This is a genomic window from Nostoc sp. FACHB-190 (assembly GCF_014696905.1).
Taxonomy (GTDB): Bacteria; Cyanobacteriota; Cyanobacteriia; order Cyanobacteriales; family Nostocaceae; genus Nostoc_B.
Window position 1 is genome coordinate 62,954 of the sequence record NZ_JACJQW010000011.1, and the last position, 23,799, is coordinate 86,752.

Annotated in this window: 18 protein-coding genes; 11 read left to right on the forward strand and 7 right to left on the reverse strand. The window is 41.2% G+C overall.

Annotated features, from left to right (window positions below):
- Positions 1–657 precede the first annotated feature (657 nt).
- Positions 658–1,869 (forward strand): glycosyltransferase family 4 protein, encoded by a 1,212-nt coding sequence (locus tag H6G28_RS14495; RefSeq protein ID WP_190671588.1) that lies wholly within the window; start codon positions 658–660, stop codon positions 1,867–1,869.
- Here the strand turns inward: H6G28_RS14495 and thiS are convergent.
- Both thiS and H6G28_RS14505 read right to left on the reverse strand, forming a co-directional pair.
- A complete protein-coding gene (thiS, locus tag H6G28_RS14500; protein WP_190592532.1) occupies positions 1,866–2,078 on the reverse strand; it encodes a sulfur carrier protein ThiS in 213 nt (70 codons plus the stop codon). The two genes, H6G28_RS14495 and thiS, sit on opposite strands and share 4 nt — an antisense overlap.
- 33 nt (positions 2,079–2,111) lie before the next feature.
- Entirely contained in the window at positions 2,112–3,227 is a 1,116-nt protein-coding gene (locus H6G28_RS14505) for a thiamine phosphate synthase (protein ID WP_190592531.1), read from the reverse strand.
- 242 nt (positions 3,228–3,469) lie between these two features.
- Between H6G28_RS14505 and H6G28_RS14510 the strand changes: the two genes are divergently transcribed.
- Entirely contained in the window at positions 3,470–5,269 is a 1,800-nt protein-coding gene (locus H6G28_RS14510) for a DUF1565 domain-containing protein (protein ID WP_190671589.1), read from the forward strand.
- A 115-nt stretch (positions 5,270–5,384) separates the two neighbouring features.
- On the opposite strand, the gene H6G28_RS14515 is transcribed toward H6G28_RS14510, so the two are convergent.
- Positions 5,385–5,924 carry a L,D-transpeptidase gene (locus H6G28_RS14515; RefSeq protein WP_190671591.1) on the reverse strand — a complete coding sequence of 180 codons (540 nt, stop codon included), beginning with the start codon at positions 5,922–5,924 and terminating at the stop codon, positions 5,385–5,387.
- 781 nt (positions 5,925–6,705) lie between these two features.
- Between H6G28_RS14515 and aroC the strand changes: the two genes are divergently transcribed.
- From aroC to H6G28_RS14550, 7 genes are all read left to right on the forward strand, one after another.
- Positions 6,706–7,794, forward strand: coding sequence for a chorismate synthase (gene aroC / locus H6G28_RS14520; protein ID WP_190671600.1), 1,089 nt, complete (start codon positions 6,706–6,708; stop codon positions 7,792–7,794).
- Positions 7,795–7,922: 128 nt separating this feature from the next.
- Complete coding sequence (locus tag H6G28_RS14525; RefSeq protein WP_190592527.1) at positions 7,923–9,728, forward strand: tetratricopeptide repeat protein; 1,806 nt, start codon at positions 7,923–7,925, stop codon at positions 9,726–9,728.
- 61 nt (positions 9,729–9,789) lie between these two features.
- The gene (locus tag H6G28_RS14530) at positions 9,790–10,050 is read left to right on the forward strand and encodes an SWEET family sugar transporter (protein WP_190671602.1); all 261 of its coding nucleotides are present in this window, start codon (positions 9,790–9,792) and stop codon (positions 10,048–10,050) included.
- Between the two features lie 474 nt (positions 10,051–10,524).
- Entirely contained in the window at positions 10,525–11,508 is a 984-nt protein-coding gene (locus tag H6G28_RS14535; RefSeq protein ID WP_190671604.1) for an ABC transporter ATP-binding protein, read from the forward strand.
- A 320-nt stretch (positions 11,509–11,828) separates the two neighbouring features.
- Positions 11,829–13,340, forward strand: coding sequence for a polysaccharide biosynthesis/export family protein (locus H6G28_RS14540; protein WP_190592524.1), 1,512 nt, complete (start codon positions 11,829–11,831; stop codon positions 13,338–13,340).
- Between the two features lie 86 nt (positions 13,341–13,426).
- Positions 13,427–15,082 carry an alpha/beta hydrolase gene (locus tag H6G28_RS14545; protein WP_190671606.1) on the forward strand — a complete coding sequence of 552 codons (1,656 nt, stop codon included), beginning with the start codon at positions 13,427–13,429 and terminating at the stop codon, positions 15,080–15,082.
- Positions 15,083–15,509: 427 nt separating this feature from the next.
- The gene (locus H6G28_RS14550) at positions 15,510–16,340 is read left to right on the forward strand and encodes an SPFH domain-containing protein (protein WP_190592522.1); all 831 of its coding nucleotides are present in this window, start codon (positions 15,510–15,512) and stop codon (positions 16,338–16,340) included.
- Between the two features lie 241 nt (positions 16,341–16,581).
- Here the strand turns inward: H6G28_RS14550 and folP are convergent, their stop codons facing one another.
- Together folP and tpiA are read right to left on the reverse strand one after the other, a co-directional pair.
- Positions 16,582–17,421 carry a dihydropteroate synthase gene (gene folP, locus H6G28_RS14555; RefSeq protein ID WP_190671608.1) on the reverse strand — a complete coding sequence of 280 codons (840 nt, stop codon included), beginning with the start codon at positions 17,419–17,421 and terminating at the stop codon, positions 16,582–16,584.
- Between the two features lie 215 nt (positions 17,422–17,636).
- Positions 17,637–18,362 (reverse strand): triose-phosphate isomerase, encoded by a 726-nt coding sequence (gene tpiA, locus H6G28_RS14560; protein ID WP_190671738.1) that lies wholly within the window; start codon positions 18,360–18,362, stop codon positions 17,637–17,639.
- Positions 18,363–18,774: 412 nt separating this feature from the next.
- Between tpiA and H6G28_RS14565 the strand changes: the two genes are divergently transcribed.
- Positions 18,775–19,377: a hypothetical protein gene (locus H6G28_RS14565; RefSeq protein ID WP_190671610.1), complete on the forward strand. Its 603-nt coding sequence runs from the start codon at positions 18,775–18,777 to the stop codon at positions 19,375–19,377.
- A gap of 78 nt (positions 19,378–19,455) precedes the next feature.
- Positions 19,456–20,904 carry a GTP-binding protein gene (locus H6G28_RS14570; protein WP_190671612.1) on the forward strand — a complete coding sequence of 483 codons (1,449 nt, stop codon included), beginning with the start codon at positions 19,456–19,458 and terminating at the stop codon, positions 20,902–20,904.
- A 457-nt stretch (positions 20,905–21,361) separates the two neighbouring features.
- Here the strand turns inward: H6G28_RS14570 and cobW are convergent, their stop codons facing one another.
- Both cobW and H6G28_RS14580 read right to left on the reverse strand, forming a co-directional pair.
- Positions 21,362–22,402 carry a cobalamin biosynthesis protein CobW gene (gene cobW / locus H6G28_RS14575; RefSeq protein WP_190671614.1) on the reverse strand — a complete coding sequence of 347 codons (1,041 nt, stop codon included), beginning with the start codon at positions 22,400–22,402 and terminating at the stop codon, positions 21,362–21,364.
- Positions 22,403–22,618: 216 nt separating this feature from the next.
- Positions 22,619–23,659 carry a DUF2157 domain-containing protein gene (locus H6G28_RS14580; RefSeq protein ID WP_190671616.1) on the reverse strand — a complete coding sequence of 347 codons (1,041 nt, stop codon included), beginning with the start codon at positions 23,657–23,659 and terminating at the stop codon, positions 22,619–22,621.
- Positions 23,660–23,799 lie beyond the last annotated feature (140 nt).

Genomic DNA, 23,799 nt, shown 5'->3' on the forward strand with positions numbered 1-23,799 from the left:
CAGTGTGGCTACCCATACTGAATAATTTAAGTTAGACTATAAGGCTAATATCGCACTCATATTTGATTTAAAAAAAATCAATACCTGAGATCAGGCTTCTGTACTAATGTCTACTAATAAAGATAATTTCAATTACCAAAATTGATGTTTATGTATTCACAAAATGGCATCAATTATTACAAAAATAAATATATACATAAATCACATTTGATTTAGAGAAAAAATACTTTTTCCTACTCACTGCCTATCGCGCTTCGCGCACCACACAAGTAGATTGGGAAAATCAACCGCATTCCCATATCTATTGGGAAGATAAAAATCAATTGCGATTCTATATATATGTAGATATAGTATAAATAGCACCAAGATTAATCAGAATTAGTCGAGCAAATTTATTACCACAAAAACTTAGATTAGTGGGTTTTCTACTGTACAATTTCAGTAAGTTATTGATGATGATAACTATTATTAAGCAATTAGTTGATGTTGCTGAAATGTCAAGTATGAGGTGTACTTTGATTGATATCGAAATGCCTAAGTGATGATGATAATCAGTCTCAAAGTATTTAGTAAGCAAAGCTAATTTATTAGTAAGAATCTAGTTAAATTAAACATGCAAAACTAAAACATTATTTACATCAAAATACAAAAATTAACATGGAACATATTTCTCAACTAGCGCCAAACATTAGAGAACAAACAGCATGTCCAGATATTTTAGTAATATCGCGTCAATTTTTACCACAAGAAGCAGTGATTAGCGAATATATCTATAACCGTTGTGTGCAAGATCCAGAACGGATTATTGTGTTGGCGGCTAGTTGTGCGGGCGATAAAAAATTTGATGAGACACAACAGTTTCCTGTCTATCGCTGGCCTAATTCTCAATACTGGCTAGGAAAATTTTGGGGAAATATTTTCCAGCCGTTGATGAATTTAGTTGGCTCATTTGTATTAGCAATTAAACTTTATTTTCGCTATCACTATCGTTATATAGAATGGGGACACAGTTACGAGTTTCCCTCAATATTATTATTGAGCTATCTATTACCTATCCGTTTTTTTATTTATTTACACGGTTTTGATATTCGCTCTGTTTTGGGCAATCCTTTATGGCGATCGCTCTTTAAGTTAACATTATCCCGTGCCACAGGCATTGTTTGTAACAGCGCCTTTACAAGAGATTACCTCAGAAACGCATTCCGGTTACAAACTCCTACCCATGTTATTCATCCCATAGTTAGACCAGAAAAATTTAGCGCCGGGACAAGCCCAAGTCATCTTGATGATTTACGGGTCAAGATACGCCAAATTTACAACATTCCCGAAACAGCAATTGTCATTCTTTCCGTGGGAAGACTAGTAAAACCGAAAAGCTTTGAACGAGTAATTGAGAATCTCCCCTTGTTACTGACTGTTGGGATAGATGTTCACTATATAATTTGTGGTCAAGGTGCGGGTGAGTCGGAATTGCAGACTCTTGCACAACGTTTGCGGGTAGACCAACGGGTACACTTTGCTGGTCACGTACCTGAAAGCGAGTTAGCAGGTTATTATGGGGCTTGTGATATCTTTGCGATGCTGACTGTGAATGATAGCAAAGCGAGATTTATTGATGGTTTTGGGGTGACATATCTAGAAGCCAGTTACTTTGGTAAGCCTGTAATTGCTTCCCGGTTAGGTTCTGTGATTGAGGTAGTGAGTCACGAAGAAAACGGTATTTTAGTCAACCCAAAATCTGGCTATGAAGTTTTTCAAGCCTTTAAACGCTTGTGTCAAAACCAGCAATTGCGCGAACAACTCGGTCGCAAAGGTAAAGAATTAGCGAGGCGCAAAACTCTTCACCGGATGCTTTATCAAGAAAATTAACCACCGCCGACAATGGTAACAACTTCCAAGCGATCGCCTGGCTGTACAATCGTTTGTGACCAAAATTGGCGATGCAAAATTTCCCCGTTATACTCCACCGCCACTAAGCGCGGATTGAAACCCAATTGTTGTAGTAAATCGGGTAACAACGATGGAGATGAACAACTGCGGGTTTCTCCATTTACCTGAAGGGTAATTTGCTCGGACATAAGTAAGTGCTGAGTGCTGAGTGCTGAGTAAGTTTAATTTTGAATGATTTCTGATTGTGGTCTGACGCGATTTAGTTGAGACAGCAAGTATTGGGTAACAAGCGTTGGCTGTTCGGCTTGCATAAGCGATCGCACTACTGCTACCCTTTCGGCACCAGCATCAATGACATCATTGATATTATTGGCATCAATGCCGCCAATGGCAAACCAAGGGATAGGGCTATTTTGGGCGGCGTAGCGGACATATTCTAAGCCAGATGCGGCTTTACCTGCTTTGGTGGGAGTTTCGTAAATAGGGCCGACACCGATATAATCTGCACCTTCGTTAATGGCTCTGTGCATTTCTTCCGAATTAGTGGTAGAACGGCCAATTATGCGCTGTGGCCCCAATAATTGACGCGCCAAGGCTATAGGCATATCTTGTTGCCCTAGATGTACACCATCAGCATCTACAGCTAAGGCTAAATCGACGCGATCGTTCATAATCAGCAAAGCGCCATAAGCATGACATAGCTGTCTGAGTATAGTTGCTTGTTCCAGCCGCACAGTATCATCGGAATTTTTATCGCGGTACTGGACTAAAGTCAATCCGCCTTTGAGTGCAGATTCTACCGTGGCGAATAAATTGTCTGATGGAGATGTGACTAAATATAAATGCGATCGCCACAATAACTGATGACGTTGATACCCCATTAAACTACTTTCTAGGGTATAAACCCGATAGCGCATCTGCTTAAAAGCTTTGCCCATATTGGAGCTATATAGCTTGCCATATTCTTCCAACACCCGCAATGCTTCTTGAACACGGCAAAAGTTAGCTTGCAACAGCGACTTAATACTAGCGCGTTGTTCTTCTTGGGGATGAGATAAATCAGTGCCGATATCACCTACTGTATCTCGCGCTGCCCGGATTTCTGCTGTATGCCACTTTGCTAACTCTTGTCGCAGGTATTTACATTCTCCTGCTAACTGGGCATTATTCAAACCAAAACGACACCACTCCTCGATGATGCGTAAACCTTCACGAGTGCGGTCTAAATTAGCATCTAATATGCGGTAAACAATTTGCTGTATTTGCTCTTGTTGGCTATACGGCTCGACCATTACCACAACTCCATTAGTGCTTTCATAATAGTCAGCCTCTTTCATATATGCAATGTTTTTAGCATCATTAATTTACTAAGCAAGAGATATTAAGAGTTGAGTACTGGAAATTGGGTTTGGGCATTAAGAAAACTAATTTCCCATTCCCTATTCCCGACTCCCCACTTTCTTCATTAATTACTTTGTCTTTAAAATAGCCAATAGGTCAATATTGTGGGTAACATTATCGACATATTACTGTCTAAGGGTATAAGACTTTATTGTTATTTCTTAGGAGTATGGTAAAAATGGTGTCCCCCAATGTATCAGGTCAACATTATAGACTGGCGCTCAAGCTGATAACCATTGATCAACTGCATCCATCTTTAAACTTAGCTATACCGATAGCTTTTGGTTACTCACTTTTGCTGTGTATGTTTGGTATGGGAGTGGCGAGTTTAACTTTGCTGGCAATTAATAATAGTGCCGTTGCTCAGATGCCATCTCTACCGAATAGAATGCCCCTGGGTGAAAGACCAATTTCTCAGGTTAATGTACTGTTTGTCAACCCAAGTATCGGGGATGACACCACAGGTAATGGTAGCGATCGCACACCGTTAAAAACTATTACCCAAGCTTTGCGTGTTGCTCAAGGCAATACAGTCATTATGCTGGCTCCGGGTAATTACAGTGAAGAAACTGGAGAAACCTTTCCTTTAATACTGCGCCCTGGGATTTCCATTCAAGGTGATGCAGCTAACAAAGGTAGTGGAATTACAATTCAAGGTGGTGGATTGTACCTGAGCCGCAGTTATGGCGGACAGAATGTCACGATTGTGGGTGCAAATCAAACTGAATTAGCAGGGGTGAGTGTGACGAATGCTAATCCCCGTGGTTATGGTTTGTGGATTGAATCAAGTAACCCTGTAGTCTCTGAAAATACATTTATAGGAAGTACCCAAGACGGTGTAGCGGTGAGTGGTAATGGCGCACCGACAATTAGTAAAAATTATTTTTATCGAAACGGAGCTAATGGTATTACCCTGAGTGGTACTTCTCAGGCAAAAGTGCAAGACAATGTTTTTCAAGAAACTGGTTATGGCGTAAATATTACCCAAAATGCCGCGCCTGTGGTTATGGGTAATCAAATACAAAACAATCGTTCGGGAATTTTAGTCCAAGGCAAAGCCCGTCCCATTGTCCGCAATAATGTGATTGCCGATAGTAAAGAAGATGGTTTAGTAGCGATCGCCCAAGCTATGCCAGACGTAGGTAATACTACAGAAGCTGGTGGTAATGAATTTCGTAATAATGCCCGCTATGATATCAATGCTAGTGCAGTTCAACAGGCGATCGCTGCCACTGGCAATACTTTAACTAGCAACAAAATTACAGGTAAAGTCGATCTGAACGCGCCAGCTACGACTGTTGTAGATAACCCCCAACCAACCACACCAAACACAACTATTTCAACTATTCCCACCAATCCAGAAATTACTGTTTCTCCCACTGAAGTTGCTCCCACACCCAATCCCGTCGCCAAATTACCCACTACAACCATCAAACCCAAATCCCCCCAACAACTACAACTAACTCCTCCCCGTGGCGGCTTCCCAGTTCCCAGCAGCTTAGTAGGAACCCAACCAGCAACAAACCCCCCGCCGGCTTCTACAGCCCAACCAGCATCATCACAGTTCAACTACGTGCAGATTGACAGAAACACCATTGAATTTACTGCACCTGCGTCAGTCCCCAATACAACCATTTCTCCCGGTAGTGCAGCTTTGTTACCCGTTCCTGATGGTAACGTTCCCCTAGGTAATACTGCCAACCTGCGAAAAGTCCCGCTTCCCCAAACCAATACAAATACATACACTCAAAGTTATTTACCGCCTACCAACAACACACGTTACCGCGTCATTGTTGAAGTAGCCAACGAACAAGAACAGGAATTAGTAAAATTTGTCGCCCCTGGTGCATTTTCTACCATCTGGAAAGGGCGCAGGGTGATGCAAGCAGGCGTTTTTAGTAATCGTTATAACGCTGATGAAATGTTAAAAAATCTCACTAACAATGGCTTACGCACTATTATTGAACCGTTGAATTAAATCAGTAGGGGCGAATGGTTTTTCGCCTCTACCGTGAGCAAAACATCACCCTTACACCCAGTTTCCACAGAACATCTTTGTGCGTAAGTCTTATTACTGCCTAATTCCTAGAGATTTAGCGTTTCACAATTACTAACGTTCCTGGCTTTGTCCAGTTGTACAATTTCCGCGCCTGCTTGACTGGTAAATTCACACAACCGTGGCTGACGGGAGTGCCAAAACGGTTATGCCAATAAGCACCATGAATTGCATAACCTTCATAAAAATACATTGTATAAGGAACATCAGGAATGTCGTAACCTCTACCCCGCATTCTATTAGTGCGATGTTTCGACTGAATATGAAATCTACCAATGGGTGTAGGGGTAGCTCGTTTACCAGTAGATACAGGGAAGGAATAAACTAGCTTTTGGCCATCCCAGGCGTTTAAACGCTGCTGAGATAAATCAATTTCAATGCGGCGAGTTTGAGACAGTTGCCGACTGTCAGATATTTGAATGTTGTTGTTATTGAGTGAGGCGGCGGCTGCTATCACAGAATTGGGATCAGCCGTTGTTGGTAGCGCCGAGGAGAAAAAAGTTGCTAACAGCAGCGCCACACCTGTAAAAAAATTTCCTGAGCGACGAATTCCAACATTACTAGTTTGGGTTCGCATTCTGCATCACCTTCTAACAACGCAAAAAATATTGTTGTAGTTTTGATAAACACTACAAATTGCCAAAACAATTCCTAGTTGTTTATGCGATATCTACAAGGATGGTCTGCCAATACACCAATACCAGTATCAGGTGAGACTAATAAAGTAGCTACGTACCAAGGTTGGATCTTACTGCTAGGTCTGAAGGCGTAGGAATGTGAGGATTTTTATCACCTTCATTCATACATTTCTATACCTTTGTGCCTAGAGGAGATGAGACCTCTTGCTGCTGAACTTCTCTCAACTGAGTTGGAGTATTAACAGTGATTTATTTCACTTTGTGAGTTTGAAAACGTGCAAACTACTCAATTACGATATTTGCACTTGTAATTTTTCCCAGGATTTACACAAACAGAGATAACCTGACTAGAGCAATCTAGTTTCTATTTCTAACTTCAAGTTAAGTGATAGCAATTCCGGAGTGTGACTATCGTAATGTCTTGAATTGCTGTCATTACAACGTGCAGAGTTAAACTTAGGATATTCCAAAAAATTGCACAATTCAGTAATTAATAAACACCTCAGACTGGAAGTCTGAAAACTTTTTAGTGTTGTATTTAAAACTAGTAGATCCTCCTAAATCCACGCCACTTGCTACAACGGGGGGAATCTCCGCAACGCAGTGGCTCCCCATAGCGTTACTTTGATGTGTTTCCCTCCTTATCCCTGATTCTTGAAACTTAACATTTGCAAGAACTCTCGGTAAAATACATAAGCCTTATCCTTTTTCCTCACAATCATGGGCAATACTTTTGGGCATCTGTTTCGCATTACTACTTTTGGTGAATCCCACGGCGGCGGTGTGGGAGTTGTCATTGATGGTTGTCCTCCGCAACTGGAAATCACAGCAGCAGAAATTCAGTTTGAGTTAGACAGGCGGCGGCCAGGACAAAGTAAGATTACCACGCCGCGCAAGGAAGCAGACACCTGTGAGATTTTGTCTGGGGTGTTTGAAGGAAAAACTCTAGGTACACCGATCGCAATTTTAGTGCGGAATAAAGACACGCGATCGCAAGACTATGATGAGATGGCGGTGAAATATCGTCCTTCCCATGCAGATGCAACCTATGATGCTAAATACGGAATTCGGAATTGGCAAGGCGGCGGTAGGTCTTCGGCGCGTGAGACAATTGGTAGAGTCGCCGCAGGTGCGATCGCTAAAAAAATTCTCCGACAAGTTGCTAATCTAGAAGTGATTGGTTATGTCAAACGCATCAAAGATTTAGAAGGCATTGTTGACCCTAATACCGTCACTTTAGAACAAGTAGAAAGCAACATTGTTCGCTGTCCTGATGCAGAATGCGCCAATCGCATGATTGAGTTAATTGAGCAAACTGGCAGACAAGGTGATTCTATTGGCGGTGTGGTAGAGTGTGTTGCTCGTAACGTACCGAAAGGTTTAGGCGAACCAGTATTTGATAAGTTAGAAGCTGATATTGCTAAAGCCGTGATGTCACTTCCTGCTAGTAAAGGTTTTGAAATTGGTTCTGGTTTTGCTGGGACATTATTAACAGGCATTGAACATAACGACGAATTTTATATTGATGAAAATGGTGAAATTCGGACTGTAACTAATCGTTCTGGTGGTATTCAAGGCGGTATTTCCAACGGCGAAAATATCATTTTACGAGTTGCTTTTAAACCCACCGCCACTATTAGAAAAGAACAAAAAACAGTAACTCATGAAGGTGAAGAAACAGTATTAGCCGGCAAAGGCAGACATGATCCTTGTGTGTTACCCCGTGCTGTACCAATGGTAGAAGCAATGGTGGCGCTGGTGCTATGTGACCATTTATTGCGAAATCACGGACAGTGTAAGGTGTTGTAATCAAGACTTTGATAAATGCGGTAAATACTTAAGATTGCTGGGCGGATATTTTACTCGCCCTTTTTTTGTACTGTTGCTATAGTAGCGAATAACACCTTTAACTAAGTGCGATCGCATCTACTATCAATATGGATACAGAATCGGAAATTCGGCTTAAACACTTCACTGCACTCAAGTCTAAATATCAAGCAACTAATTATCAAGATACTTCACCATCTAGCCTGCTATATCTCATACTACGAAAAGCTAATTTATGTATTGAGTTAACTGAGCTAGAATTTGATTGGTTAAAAGAGCAAGCACTTTTTCAAACTTTTGAAACTATTTACCAACAGCAACAATCTAATTTAGACGAACTTAAAAAATTAGAAAATGAGTTTTCCTATCTTAAATCTCAGTATCAAGTACCTAAAAATTTGAGAGATTTTCAAAATATTAGTACCACTCTTTACCCAATTCTGTGGAAGCTTCACTCAGAAAAAGCACTTACTGATTCTGAGCTTGAATGGCTAAAAAATAATCACCTTGGTGTGATAATTTCTCTGATTAATAAGATGAAATTAGAAAACCATTTTTTTACTTTGAAGAAAAAGTACCAAGCTACTAAATATCAAGGTTTATCATCTTATAGCCCACTGTATAAAATTCTCAATAAACTGGAGAATAAGCAAACAATCAACCATCTTGAGTTGGAATGGTTGCAAAAAAGAGAACTATTTGAAACTGTCAAAATTTTTGAGCAACAAGAGGCAGAAAAGCAAACAAAATTTGTTCAGTTAAAAATAACTTATCACGCAGATAAACATATAGATATATCATTATCTAGTCCATTATACTCTATTTTACAAAAGCTAGATAGTGATGAAATATTAAGTGATTCAGAATTAAAATGGTTAGAAAAAAAAGGGCTAACTGAAACAATTACTATTGCTCAAGAGTTAGAAAAAACACGAGAATTTAAAAATTTAAAACTTAAGTATAAAGCACATCAATATGAAGACTCATCACCCAAGAGTCATTTGTATAAAATTCTTAAAAATCTGGAGAGAGAACATAAGTTACGTGAGCAAGATATTAACTTTCTCAAAAAACGCAAGCTCACTGACACTATACAAATTGCCAATGAACAATATATCTCTCTTCTAAAATCTAAGATACATTTAGAAGAGTTACCTAATGATTTAGAAATTGAATGGCTGAAAAATAACGGACGCGAAGATATCATTGTTTTAGCTCAACAGAAGCACTACGCTATTCTCAAAAGAAAATATGGATTGATAGAACCTAATCTACCAATGCACCCCTTTTATGAAATCATGCTAAAACTAGAGAAAAAAGAACGTCTCGATATTGTATTAGTCACTCAGTTAATAGAACAAAATATGTTGTCTCGTGAGGGCAAGATTGCAACTGCACACTCTAGATTAGAAGCGGAGTTTTATGAGCAAGAAATTATGCGGACTGGTAATAACTGGAATATACCTAATGCTAGTAGTTATTGGCGTAAGGCTAATGAGCCAGAACAGGCATTAAGAGTAACTGAATTAGATTTGAATAAAGTCAAAGAAAATAAGCTAAAGTCAGCAATTTTAGTTACTAGGGGTGGAGCATTTAGAGATATGAATAACTTAGATGAGGCTGAAAAATGTGCAAAAAAAGCTATAGATTTTCATTCAGATAGTTATCAACCTTATACATTGCTGGGCGCAATTTATTACGATCGTTTTGAATATAGTAAAGGTGATTATTACTTTGATGAAGCAATAAAACGTGGGGCTAAACCTGGAGATATCGATGATGAAATAAAACGAATATTTCGCAGCATAAAAGATGAGGAAAACCGTCATAAAGCCGCAATTTACTTATTAAATAAAGACCCGAATCGCTATGAATGGGCTAAATGTTATCTAAAAAAAATAAAAGCTAAGAAATAATAAGTGAAAATATAAAATCATGTTAAAATTATCCTGATAAACTGTTAAATATCAGTCTAATATGGATTTTTTGACAATTTTAGGGTTAGTTGCTGGGGGATTAACTACCATTGCATTTCTGCCCCAGATGTTTAAAATATGGAAAAGCAAATCAGCAAAAGATGTATCTTTTGTAATGTTGATTACATTTATGAGTGGTTTATTATTGTGGTTAATTTATGGCATTACTTTACAAGCCTTGCCTATTATTATTGCTAATGCCATATCATTTATATTTAACCTGATAATTTTATGTTTAAAACTGAAGTATAAATCAAATTAACTTCAAAAAATTGGAAATATATGAATCATCTATGATTTATGTACTAGACTGGTAGGTAATATCGCTTTATTCTCTCCATAAGTGCGAATGTCAGTCTGGTAGAGAAAGATGCTGCGTTACGGCTAATTATCACTCTCTTCATTTCTAAAATCCTTGTATAGCCGTAACACACCCTACTTAAATATTTACCTTATAAATATAGCAGTTCTACATCATTCATTAACCAAAATATCCCCGATTTCTTGAAGAAGTTGGGGATCTGAGCATCTCGATTTTCACAAATCAAATACGATTGCTATAGCTTCTGAGAATTTCAGAAAAACGTGCCATTTTTTAATTTGTCTATTATAAAGGTACTGATAGTGAAGTACCAACACTTCTGCAAGCGGTAAGTGTTGGCTTCCTGTCTCATTTGCCATTGCTCTGTTGTCTTAATGCCAAGAACTTTTCTAAACATTCTCTTAATTTTTGACAATGACATCTGTTATTGATACTCCAGAATCTCAACCGCAACCTACGAGTGTTCCGCCAGTTGTTGCAACTTTTGATTTGCGAAAAGTTTATCGTACTGGCTTTTGGTTGAATCAAAAGATAGTATCTCTCAAAGGCTGTTCTTTGACGGTTTATCAGGGCGAAACTTTTGGGTTGTTGGGGCCGAATGGTGCGGGGAAAACGACTTTATTAAAATTGTTGTTGGGAATTATTCGTCCAACGGCGGGACGGGGATTATTATTAGGTAAACCATTGGGCGATCGCCAAGTCAAGCAAAGTATCGGCTATCTGCCAGAAAACCCTTATTTATATGATTATCTCACTGGCTGGGAATTTTTAGAGTTAGCGGCGGGAATCTTCCAAATTCCGAGGAGTTTCCAGCGTAAGCGCATTCCAGAACTGTTAGAATTAGTCGGTTTACCTGTAGCAGATGCCCGCAAAAAACAAATGCGGCGTTATTCTAAGGGTATGTTACAGCGTGTGGGTATGGCGCAGGCGTTAGTTAATGACCCAGAAGTGATATTTCTGGATGAACCGATGTCTGGTCTTGACCCCCTGGGACGCTACCAAATGCGTGAGATTATTTTAGGGTTAAAAGCCGCCGGGAAGACTATCTTTTTTAATAGTCACATTCTGAGTGAAGTTGAGCAAATTTGCGATCGCATCGCCATTCTCGCCAAAGGTGAATTAGTTTGTGCTGGTTCTCTGGATGAATTGTTAGGCAATAATCATGCTTACCAAATCAAAGGTAAAGGTGGTGACAAAGAAGTGCTGCACAAATGGCTATCTAACTTGACATTTAGCCATAATGGTTCTTGGCAAGGCACTTTAGCAGAGGACTACTATGATTTTCTCGATAGTCTTCGCTTAATGGAAGGTAAAATTATTTCTTTTGATTTAGCGCGACATTCCTTAGAAGACTTTTTTATTCAAAAGATTCAACAGCAAAATACATCTGTTCAGTAATTTTTGATATTCAATAACTCATTTTAAATTTTCGATTTCAGATCCCTGACTTCTTTAAGAAGTCGGGGATCTGAATCACTTACGTAGATTGTAAATTGCTATCAAAACCTGTATTAATAAATGCTGAATCCGTGTCTCAGTAAGTTAGTCTTTAAGCTAACTTTATCAAAAATTCAAATCTCATAAATAATTATGCTTCCGGAAAAGAGTATCCTTCAAGGAAAATAAGATTGTCGGGGAACAAGAATACTTAAGTATAGTCAAGATTAAAATGTTTAGACAGTACTTTGCCGATCGTAGTCTCAGAGTCTAAGGTAAATATGTTTAACACAGGTTTATTGAAATTCCTCACCCAGTCATCTATGGGTGTGGCTTTTTGCACAGCTATCAATTTCGCTGTGTCGCCCGTCAGCCTAGCTCAGGGACAACCAGTATTACCAACTGCAAAGCCAGTAATTCCAACTTCACAAACAATCCCGCCGAATAGAACACCTGTTATCCCAACGCTACAACAAGTCTCACCAGCAACATCTCAACAATTAGATACAACTTATACTTTGGGTGGCGGCGATCGCATCCGGGTGAATGTATTTGAAGTACCAGAATACACAGGAGAATATCAAATTCCTCCCGGTGGAGCCATTACTTTACCTTTAATTGGTAGTGTGCCATTGCAGGGTTTAACCACTGAACAAGCATCGGATGAAATTGCTAGAAGGTACTCCCGCTATCTCAAACGACCGTTAATTTCTGTCAACCTGTTATCATCCCGCCCGATTAACATTTTTGTGGCGGGAGAAGTCACAAGACCAGGTTCTTATACTCTCACCCTCAGTGGTGGTGCAGGAGATAACCCTGGCGTACAATACCCAACCGTATTAGCAGCGTTAACGACAGCCCAAGGTGTAACTCTAGCCGCAGATGTCACCCAAGTAGAAGTACGACGCAAAGTCGGCAGAAGCGGGGAACAGCGCGTTACCCTCAACTTAAAAGAGGCTGTACAAACTGGTCAAGTCGGTCAAGATATTACATTACGGGATGGTGATACCATCTTTGTTCCAACTGCGTCTAGCTTCGACAAAGCTGAAGCCCGTAATTTAGCCGCCAGCAACTTTGCAGCTAGTCCCAGCACACCCCGCACAGTCGCCATTATTGGTGAAGTTAACCGTCCCGGTTCTTACTTGGTGACGACAGGTGGCGGTGGTGCAGAAGGAGGAGCAGGTGGTTTACCTACTGTCACCAGAGCCATTCAATTAGCGGGTGGAATCACCGGACAAGCAGATATTCGCAGTCTGAAACTCCGCCGCCCCACCAGAACTGGTAGTGAACAGACTATTGATATTAATCTCTGGCAATTACTCCAGAGTGGTGATGTCAATCAAGATATTATCGTCCAGGACGGAGATACGATTGTTATCCCCACTGCTACTGATCTTACTGCCGCAGAAGCAACTCAATTGGCGAATACAACTTTATCTCCAAACACTATCCAAGTTGGTGTGGTGGGTGAAGTTAAACGGCCAGGCTCTACAGACCTTAAACCGAATAGTTCTTTAAACCAAGCTCTATTAGCTGCTGGTGGTTTTAATGATGCCCGCGCCAGCAGAGGGGCTGTAGATTTGATTCGACTAAATCCTGATGGTTCTGTCACCAAACGGGTAGTCAAAATCAATTTTGCTGATGGTATTAATGAGGCGACTAATCCCATTCTGCGAAATAATGATGTGATAGTAGTGAGTCGTAATGGTCTGACTAAGACTAGTGAAACTTTAGGTGCGATCGCTAGTCCCTTTGGAATTATCTTTAATTTCCTCAGATTATTTGGACTTTAAGTTTAATTCAAGATACAGCTAAAAATTGGGGACAATAATCATGGTTTATACGTCCCCATAGCTGGTAATCTTTTGGTTCAAAGAAAATGGCAGGTTCTTTGCAGTTTCCCAAAAATCATCCTTGCAAGAAAAAACCCTTGCAAGGATTGTTGTTTAGTGCGAGTCTTGTGTTGGGTTGGGTTTGGGCAATACCCGCTACTTTAGCCGCAGAAACAATAACTATTCGTTTCGGACTGTTCCAGCAATCTGTGGCGATCGCGGATATCGAAAAATTTGCTAAAACTGGAACATTATCCCAAACTCTCCAAGCTTACGAATCTTTATTTACTCCAGAATTACGCGGCTTACTCAATCGACGAGTCCAAGTAGATCCTAAATTTGCCGACAAATTTGTTGATGAATTAGTTCTCTTACCCCAAGGTAAACAGTTAATTACATCCTTAGCCGCAGCTATTCCCGGTAGTAGCGTCGAAAGCCTACAAGCAACAATGAGTATCGGGTTGCGTCAAGTGAATGGTTTGAGCGTGGTCAGTTTCCTCAAAGCTTATCCCACAGAAAATATTGACCTGGATGCAACTCAATTATTACAAATTGCTACAGAATTTAACCCCAACAACTTACAAAGCCAAGCCCTCGGTAGTATCCTAGCCCGAAATTTAACAGTTAAAACCAACACACCTTTTCAACCAAGTTTCGACCCGGCAGCCACTGGTCAAGAAGCAGTAGAACAGCAGACTCTCACCTTCCCAGACAAACAGCGTCAACGCAGTATCCCAGTAGATATTTACTGGAGTCAAAAAACCGACACTACAGCACCATTAGTAGTAATTTCCCACGGCTTTGGTGCTAACCGGAGATTTGCCAGCTATTTAGCGCGTCATTTAGCTGGTTATGGCATTACTGTTGCTGCTATTGAACATCCTGGAAGTAATGGTGCAGCAATTAATAACGCCGCCAACCAAGGAAATTTAGCCAAATTACTCCCAGCAACAGAATTTATTGAGCGACCCAAGGATGTGAGCTTTTTACTCAACGAACTGGCAAATCTTAATAAGCAGCCAGGGCAATTGCAAGGCAAACTCAACACAGAAAAAGTGTCTGTAATTGGTCATTCCTTGGGGGGTTATACAGCTTTAGCTTTGGTGGGTGGAGAACTTAATTTAGGAGAAGTGCGACAATTTTGTAAAACTTCCTTGAGTTTGGTTGATCCCCTTGGTGATTGGTTACAGTGCGCCGCCGCATCTCTAAAAGAAAACAAACTTCAGTTGCGGGATGAACGAGTTAAAAGTGCGATCGCTCTTAACCCCCTCACAGGTAAACTTTTTGGTAAACAGGGACTTTCTCAGATTAACAAGCCTGTATTAATTTTGACTTCAACTGAAGATGCCTTAACCCCTGCCTTAAATCACCAAATCCGACCTTTTAGCCAGTTAAAGGGTAATAAATATTTATTAACCGCCATTGGTGCAACTCATTTAAGTATTCTTGACCCCACATATTCAGCAGGCGAAGCTTCCACAATTGTCAAAGAAAAGCGCGGTGCAGAAACCCAAGCCTTGCGCCAACTCCTGCGCGGTGTCAGTTTAGCTTTTGTCAAGCAACTCACCCCTGAAGCGAAAACTTACCAACCATTTTTAACAGCCGCTTATGCACAGTCTCTATCAACACCAGAAATCCCTCTACGCCTGAACGCCGACTTACCAACTAATGTCAAACCTTGGCTAGATTTGGCAGTGAAGTGAATCAGCAGGAGTCAGAATTCAGAATAAAATCCCCAAACTGAATTCTCATAACCTGATCATCATTTAAATTGCACCATGTTCATGGTAATCAAAGCTGCCAACCCGCTCACCGAGCGAAGTCGAGGTAGTCACCGAGCGGAGTCGAGGTGGTCGCCGAGCGGAGTCGAGGTGCTGCGGTCTTGATGATCAGTTTTTTACCGGACAAGATATTATACGGTAAATTTCTTGCCAGTATGTTATCAAGGTGCTTTAATAACGATCGCATTCTGCCAATCAGTTTTATCTGCTTAAAACGTAGCAAATACACAGATGCTAGGTTTGTGAGCGAGTGCGTATAAAAGCACAAACTCAAGAGACTAGACTAAAAGGTAGGACAAATACCATATCCTTAACAGTTAATTCTCCCAATTGCTAAATAGGAGCATCTATGGAGCCAATTATTGCTATAGTCTTAGCCCTTGTAGGCTATGCGTTAGGGTCAGCCAAAATTATTAATGAAGGTAATGAAGCCTTAGTTGAACGCTTAGGACAAAGACACCGCACACTCAGACCAGGCTTAAACTTTATCGTGCCTTTGGTGGATCAGATTGTGATGGAAGACACCACCAGAGAACAGATTTTAGACATTAAGCCCCAGAAAGTAATTACTAAAGATAACGTTTATTTAGAAGTAGACGGTGTTGTCACTTGGCAAATTACCAGTATGGAAGACAGCTTTTATAAAGTTGAAGATGTGCAAGTGGCTCTTTCTAACTTAGTCACCGTCGAACTCCGTACCCACATTGCCGACAGAAGCCTAGCAGAAACAACTTCTGCCCGAAATCAAATGAATCAATCGCTGTTGCAGATTGTGAATGAAACTAGTAAAAAATGGGGCGTGAAGATTATCCGGGTGGATATTCAAAGCATTACACCCCCAGAAAGTGTCCAGAAATCAATGGCAGAACAACAAGCGGCGGAAATTAAAAAACAAGCTGTTATTTTAGAAGCTGAAGGTGATAGACAAGCTGCTATTAAACGCGCCGAAGCCACCAAAGAATCTATCCGCATTCTTTCAGAAGCCATCACTGCTAAACCAGAAACCAAAGACATTCTCCGCTATTTAGTAGCTCAAGAACATCTAGAAGCTAGTCAAAAACTTGGCGCTAGTAACAATGCCAAAATCGTATTTCTCAACCCCAGCGTCTCTGAAGGCGCATTAGATCAAATGCTGGGTGATACGGTAGGTACTGAAGGCAATGGGAATGGTCAAGCTTAAAAAAGTGCTGAGTGCTGAGTGCTGAGTGCTGAGTGTCCTATGCTGAGTGTTCGCGCAGCGTCTCCGACAGGAGAAGTAGAAGTGTGAGTGCTGAGTCAAAAATACTAGCCCCTAGCCTCTAGTACAGTGCGGCGTAAATAAACAGACCATCTGGAATTTCTAAAAGGCTTGTGGTATCACTATTCTTTCTTTTTCCTTTTGACTTTTTACTTTTGCCTTCTTGTACTAACCCCTATCCCTTTTACCTAAAAAACGTATCCGCAACTAGCGAGACTTCACGCATTTCTTTGACATCGTGAATTCGCAGAATATCCGCACCATTAGCAATAGCAGCACAACAAGCGGCTGCTGTTCCCCAGATGCGGGCTTTGGGATTTGGTTGATTGAGAATGCGACCAATAAAACTTTTACGAGATACGCCTGCTAAGATGGGACACTTTAATTGTGTGAGCGATCGCAAGTTACGCAAAATCTCTAAATTCTGCTCATAATTCTTAGCAAAACCAATCCCAGGATCAATAATAATTTTTGCTTGGTCGATACCTGCCTTGGTTGCGGCCAAAATTTGTTCTGTTAAAAAACTCGCAATTTCTCTTAGTAAATCTTCATAATCTGTCATTTGTTGCATTGTTTCTGGTGTTCCCCGAATGTGCATCAACACTATCGGCACACCTAAACTCGCCACTGTCGGCAACATCTCATCATCAAATGTCCCGCCGGAAATATCATTCACAATATCTGCCCCAGCTTCTATTGCTGCTTTTGCTACATAAGCTCTAGTTGTATCTACAGAAATTGGCACTGTCATTTCCGAGCGTATTGCCTTGATGATGGGGATAACTCGCTCTAATTCTTCCGCCAAACTAATTTGCTCTGCCCCTGGCCGCGTTGATTGCCCACCAACGTCAATCATGTCAGCACCAGCCGCCACCATTGCTTGGGCTTGAGCCAAAGCCGCATTTGTACTATTAAAATCCCCGCCATCACTAAAACTATCAGGTGTCACATTCAGCACACCCATTAAATAAGTGCGTTGTCCCCAGGCAAAACAACGCCCACGAATAGTTAAATTACTGGGCATATAGGAATCCGATTTGATTTCTGAATCTATTTGTGTAGGCAGGGAGTAGGGAATGGGGAGTAGGGAGTAGGAAAGCAGCCTGATCTGAGTGTACTGATTTTTTTCATAAATCAAATATGAGTCCTAGACAAAGCGATAAAGTCTGATTCTTTTGACTTTTAACTTAGTTAAACCCATTCCCTGGCGCTGCCAGGGAAAAGGCGTTACATATAAGACTATTGATAGTTGACAATCCGGGCAAAACTTTCAGCTTCCAGACTAGCTCCTCCCACAAGCACGCCGTCAATTTCTGGTTGAGCCATGATCTCATCAATATTATTTGGCTTGACTGAGCCGCCATATTGAATCGGAACATTGGGGTTTTTTAACTGACTGCGAATTAAGCCAATAACTCGGTTAGCTTCTGTCGCTTCACAGGTGTCACCAGTCCCAATTGCCCAAATGGGTTCATAAGCAATCACTAAATTATCTTGATCTACATTTACTAGGTCATGTTCTAGCTGAGTAGTAATTAGTGATTCAGTTTGCCCTAAATCGCGTTGTTGTTTTGTTTCCCCTACACATAAAACTGGGGTTAAACCGTGTTTTTGAGCAGCTTTCAGACGTAGATTAACTGTCTCATCCGTTTCACCAAAAAATTGCCGTCGTTCGCTATGACCGACAATTACATAACGGACACCAATTTCTGTCAGCATCGGAGCGGCAATTTCACCAGTATAAGCTCCAGAGTCTTCCCAATGAACATTCTGCGCTCCAAGTTGTACACGGCTACCATGCAAACTTTGAGACAAAATGCTTAAATCGGTGAATGGAGGACACAATAATATTTCTCGCTCATCGGGCGTGTTGTCTAAATGAGGCAGAAACCCTCGCAAGAAATCTTGAGTCTCTGCCTGGGTTTTAAACATTTTCCAGTTACCGGCAATAACAATTTTCCGCACAGGTGATGTAGTCAAATTCCTAACGCTAATAGATGCACTCTTCACTCTACTACTTTTTCGGATCACCCGATGCGACGGGAAAAGATGACATAGAATTACTAGGTATCACACTCATCAAGAATAAGACTCTAATATCTAAAAAGTTTGTCCTTGGTTATTTGTCCCTTGTCCTTTGGTCAATACAAATGACTAATGACTAATGACTAATAACTGATGACAGTCTCAACTAAAGCAGGACTTACGCAAAATCATGAAAAAACGTAGACGCGCAAGCGGCTTCCCGCAGGGTACCGCAAAGAACGCATAGACGCGATAGCGGCTTCCCGCAGGGTAGGACACGAAGTTAAGAGGATTTGAGAGGGTTATTGCGTAAGTCCTATAAAGAATGTGCAATTTAAACTCAACATAGCTTATGCCTTATAGTCAATTTACTATTGACAGGTTGAAACAAGATTTTCGCCTGATGATTGTAGAGGGAGTACGATTTTTCCCGGAAAATATCGAACCTGTGCATCCCAGCCCTCGACTGCAAGCTATTTTAGAGGATTTACCTTGGGCGATCGCAGTTGATACAGAAAAAGCCCGTTCTGAAGTAATTATCAATCCTGTACTGTTAGAAGTACGCCGCATTCTCCATTCGTCCATCAGCGTGTTTTCAGGGGAAGAGTTTAACGTTGATGCGAGTATTGGACTTAATGGTGTCTGTGACTTCCTCATTAGTCGTTCGCCTGAACAGTTAACAGTGGAAGCACCCGCAATTGTAATTGTTGAAGCGAAAAAATCAGATTTAAAATCAGGACTCGGACAATGTATTGCAGAAATGGTGGCTGCACAAAGATTCAATGAAGCCAAAGGACAGCCTATCACAAGCATTTACGGTACTGTCAGCAGTGGCACGCAATGGCGATTTCTCAAACTCGAAGGGCAAACAGTCACCATTGATTTTAGTGATTATCCCCTGCCTCCGGTGGAGAAAATCTTGAGTTTTCTGGTGTGGATGGTGAAAGCAGCCTGAACAGTGAATATTATCACCCCATATCCTGTAAAAAATAACTAGTATAAAAATGAGGTAAATCAAAAATCTCCGGTTAACATGCCTTCTAAATTGCCAGAACCCGACCAAAGTAATTCGCCTAACTGGGAGGAAGAACTAGATAGTGCCATTTTTAGCTTTGAAGATATTCAAGCGGAACTGAATTACAAACAAGCCCAAACAGCACTGCGAAACTTGGTAGCTAATCTTGACCTGACACCACAAGAAAAAGCAGGCTTAGAAACCGAACTGGCTGATTTAGAAACTATGCTGGCCAAGTTAGACCGGATGGTTGTGCAGATTGCGGCTTTTGGGATGGTAGGACGGGGTAAATCATCGCTGTTGAATGCTTTGGTGGGACAACCAGTATTTGAAACAGGCCCTTTACACGGTGTAACTCGTGCAGCCCAAAGAGTTAATTGGAGTATTCACGAAGAAATCATTGGCACAAATGAACGAGCTTTGCGTGTGACTTTACCAAGTGTGGGTCAATCTCAGGTAGAACTAATTGATACCCCTGGGTTAGATGAAGTTGATGGTGATACTCGCGCCGCCTTAGCAGAACAAATCGCCAAACAAGCTGATTTGATTTTGTTTGTGATTTCGGGAGACATGACAAAGATAGAACACCAAGCCCTTTCCCAATTGCGAGAAGCGGGGAAACCGATAATTTTGGTGTTTAACAAAGTTGACCAATATCCCGCCGCCGATCGCTTGGCAATTTATGAAAAAATTCGAGATGAACGGGTAAAAGAATTACTCACGCCTTTAGAAATTGTCATGTCAGCCGCCTCACCCTTGGTAAAAACGGCGGTAGTTCGCCCTGATGGTAGTCGGGGTTTGCAATTGCGTCCCGGAAACGCCCAAGTCGAAGAACTCAAGCTGAAGATATTAGAGATTTTGCAACGGGAAGGTAAAGCTTTAGTGGCGCTGAACTCGATGTTGTATGCTGACACTGTAAATGAGCAACTAGTACAACGCAAACTTTTAATTCGAGAACAGAACGCCAATCAATTGATTTGGAAAGCGGTGATGGCTAAAGCCCTAGCGATCGCTCTCAATCCGGTGACAGTCGTAGATATACTGAGTAGTATCGCTATTGATATTGCTTTGATTTTAGGTTTATCGAAACTCTATGCCATCCCCATGACTGAAGCTGGCGCTGTGAAACTATTGCAAAGAATAGCCTTGAGTATGGGTGGTATTGGTGTAAGTGAATTACTAGCCAACTTGGGCTTGAGTGGTTTGAAAACCTTACTTGGTATTTCTGCACCAGCTACAGCAGGTGCCACCTTAGCACCTTATGTCACCGTTGCACTCACCCAAGCAGGCGTGGCTGGTGTCTCTTCTTATGGTATTGGCCAAGTCACAAAAGCTTATTTAGCCAATGGTGCAACTTGGGGGCCAGAAGGGCCAAAAGCAGTCATCAGCAAAATTTTAGCGAATCTCGATGAAGCCTCCATTCTCAACCGCATTAAAGATGAGTTGCAATTGAAGTTGAAACTTTGACATACTTAGGACTTACGCACCAAGATTGGGTGTAGGGGTGTAAGGGTATGGGGTGTAAGGGTTTTGAATACTTACACCCTCATACCCCTGTACCCCAATACGGTTCGGTTAACAAATGTATCTGTTGAGGTGAGCAGGGGGGCGGAGGAGCTTCAGGTGCAGGGGAGAGCGTACCTTCCTTCCCCCTTTCACCCCTGCACCCTTGCTTGCCTACACAAATAAGTTTCTTAACCGAACCGTATTGCCGTCTACCCTGTTCTAAAACCTTATTTTTTCGTTTTTTTGCGTAAGTCCTACCGTCTACCCCAATACGGTTCGGTTAACAAATGTATCTGTTGAGGTGAGCAGGGGGGCGGAGGAGCTTCAGGTGCAGGAGAGAGCGTACTTTCAATTCCCCCTTTCACCCCTGCACCCTTGCTTGCCTACACTTCTTATCCGAACCGTATTGCCGTCTACCCTACAAAGCGACCAGTTGCGATTCTATTTCTGTGGAGTTCAAATCACGGCCGATAAAGACTAAACGAGTTTGCCTTGTTTCTGTTGCTTGCCAAGGACGGTCATAAAATTTTTCAAAGCGGTTTCCTACGCCTTGCAAGACTAAGCGCATAGGTTTATTGGCAACTGCGACAAAGCCTTTGATGCGGTAAATTTCTTGTTGATTTACCAGATTTTGCAATTGTTGTTGGAGTTTTTCGGGGTCAAAGGTGCGGTCTAAAATGACGTGTGTTGAGGTGATTTCGTCGTCGTGGTGGTGGTCTACTTCGCTGTCGTGATGGCTAGGACGGCTATCTAAATTATCTTCGACGGCGGCTTGTAATCCTAATAATACGGCTGGATCGATTTGGCCGCGATCGCTCTCGACTATTTTCACTACTCTGGGCAATTCTTGTTTGACTAATTGCTCGACTTGTGCTTTGCTTGCCGTATCTACTAAGTCAGTTTTACTCAACACGACTAAATCTGCACAGGCGAGTTGGTCTTCAAATAACTCTTGCAAGGGTGTCTCATGTTCTAGACTATCATCTGCTTGACGTTGGGCAGCGATCGCGTCTAAATCACTGGCAAATGTCCCAGCCGCTACGGCTGCACAGTCCACTACTGTAATGACTGCATCTACGGTTGCAGCATTGCGAATTTCTTGCCAACGAAAGGCTTTAACCAATGGTTTTGGTAAAGCTAACCCAGATGTTTCAATCACAATGCAGTCAATGTTGTCCCGCCGCTTGATTAACTCTTGCATTGTGGGATAAAACTCTTCCTGCACAGTACAGCACAAACAGCCATTGGTTAACTCAAAAATATTATTCCCGCCAGTTTCATCTTCGGGGCAGATTTGACAAGATTTCAACAACTCGCCATCAATACCCAATTCACCAAATTCGTTGACTAAAACGGCGATGCGACGACCTTGGTTATTTTGTAAGAGGTGGCGAATTAGGCTGGTTTTACCACTACCTAAGAAGCCTGTAATTACTGTAACGGGGATTTTTGTTGCCATGTTTTTACTTCAAAGGGAAATGGGGAATTGGGAATAGCTAGTTAATGTTCATCTTTCCATTTGCTGTTCCCATTGCTTCAGCTTGGTAATCTTATCTAATTACAAATCTGAAGAAAAGACAATCTTTGTGTTGAAGTCCTGAACAAAAAACTCTTGTGTTCTGTATCACTCAATTATGGGGACTTACTTAGGGCTTGCTTTCTTACCAAAAAATTATTACTCTCTAGGTAAAAAGCGTCTCACATTTTCGGGTAATAACCGTTCTAGAAAAGCTTCAATATTCCTACTATTGCGTTGATATAAAGTTCCTAAATAGATAATAAATATTCCCAAAACTGTGAGTGCAACCGGAAATAAAAGGGCATTTTTAAAGATGCTATAAGCTAGATGTCCTAAATAACCAAAAACACCCATACCCCCAAACACAATAAAAACTTTTCGCCTTAATAAAACCGACAATAACATTAACCCTAAATTAATCAAACAATAGATAAATTTTTGCAATTCATTACTGTCTCCCATTAAAGTTAGACCCCACCAAAAGGCCATTAACCCAAATAAATATAGCCAAAAAGCATAATCTCCATCGCGTCTGCGGGTGCGGATATCTACCAGATAAGCAATCACAATACAAGCAATCCCAAACCATACAGAAACTACTAACCTTAACTGCCAATTGTAGGTTTTTTCGCCAAATAATAATGGTGTGATATCCATAGACATAAAATATAGCGAAAAGGCGATGGGGGCTATCAAAAAAGGAAACCGCACAAACTTGATAGCAATTAAACCCGCGATAATAGTTCCTAACTCCATCAAAAACCAACTGCCTTTAATCCAAGTATAAAAATCTTGATATGTACCGGGGTTATCTTGAATCCAAAATCCGGTTGCACGTTGTAGTCCGTAAATTGCTAAAGGAGTCAAGCAAACTGCAATGGTAAATAGCAAACCTCCAGGAATTTTCATTTGTTGTCGCCACCAAAGATTGCTGCCGGCAAGCACAAAGCAAAAGGCATAAATACTGGCTAACAAAAAAATACCTACGCCACCAAATGATTCCCATGCTAATGTCATGAACCAAGTCATGGCTGAGATCACAATTAACGCCCCAAAGTAATAACTAACATTGACAAAATTAAACTGTGGGCGTTCACTGTTTCTCAGGGAAAGTGCATTCCACAACGCACTGGCTTGTTCTTCTGTAATTAAGCCTTGGGAAACCGCCCAATCTAAGTCTTCCCGATAAATTTTCATAGTTTGGAGTCAGATTTAACAGCAATTGTGATTATACTCAACCTTTAGCGGTAATAATCTGCTGTTGACTTCCAACTAAAAAAATATCCGATGACTGTGTAGGCACTTTCCTACTCCCGACTCCCCATTCCCTACCTACA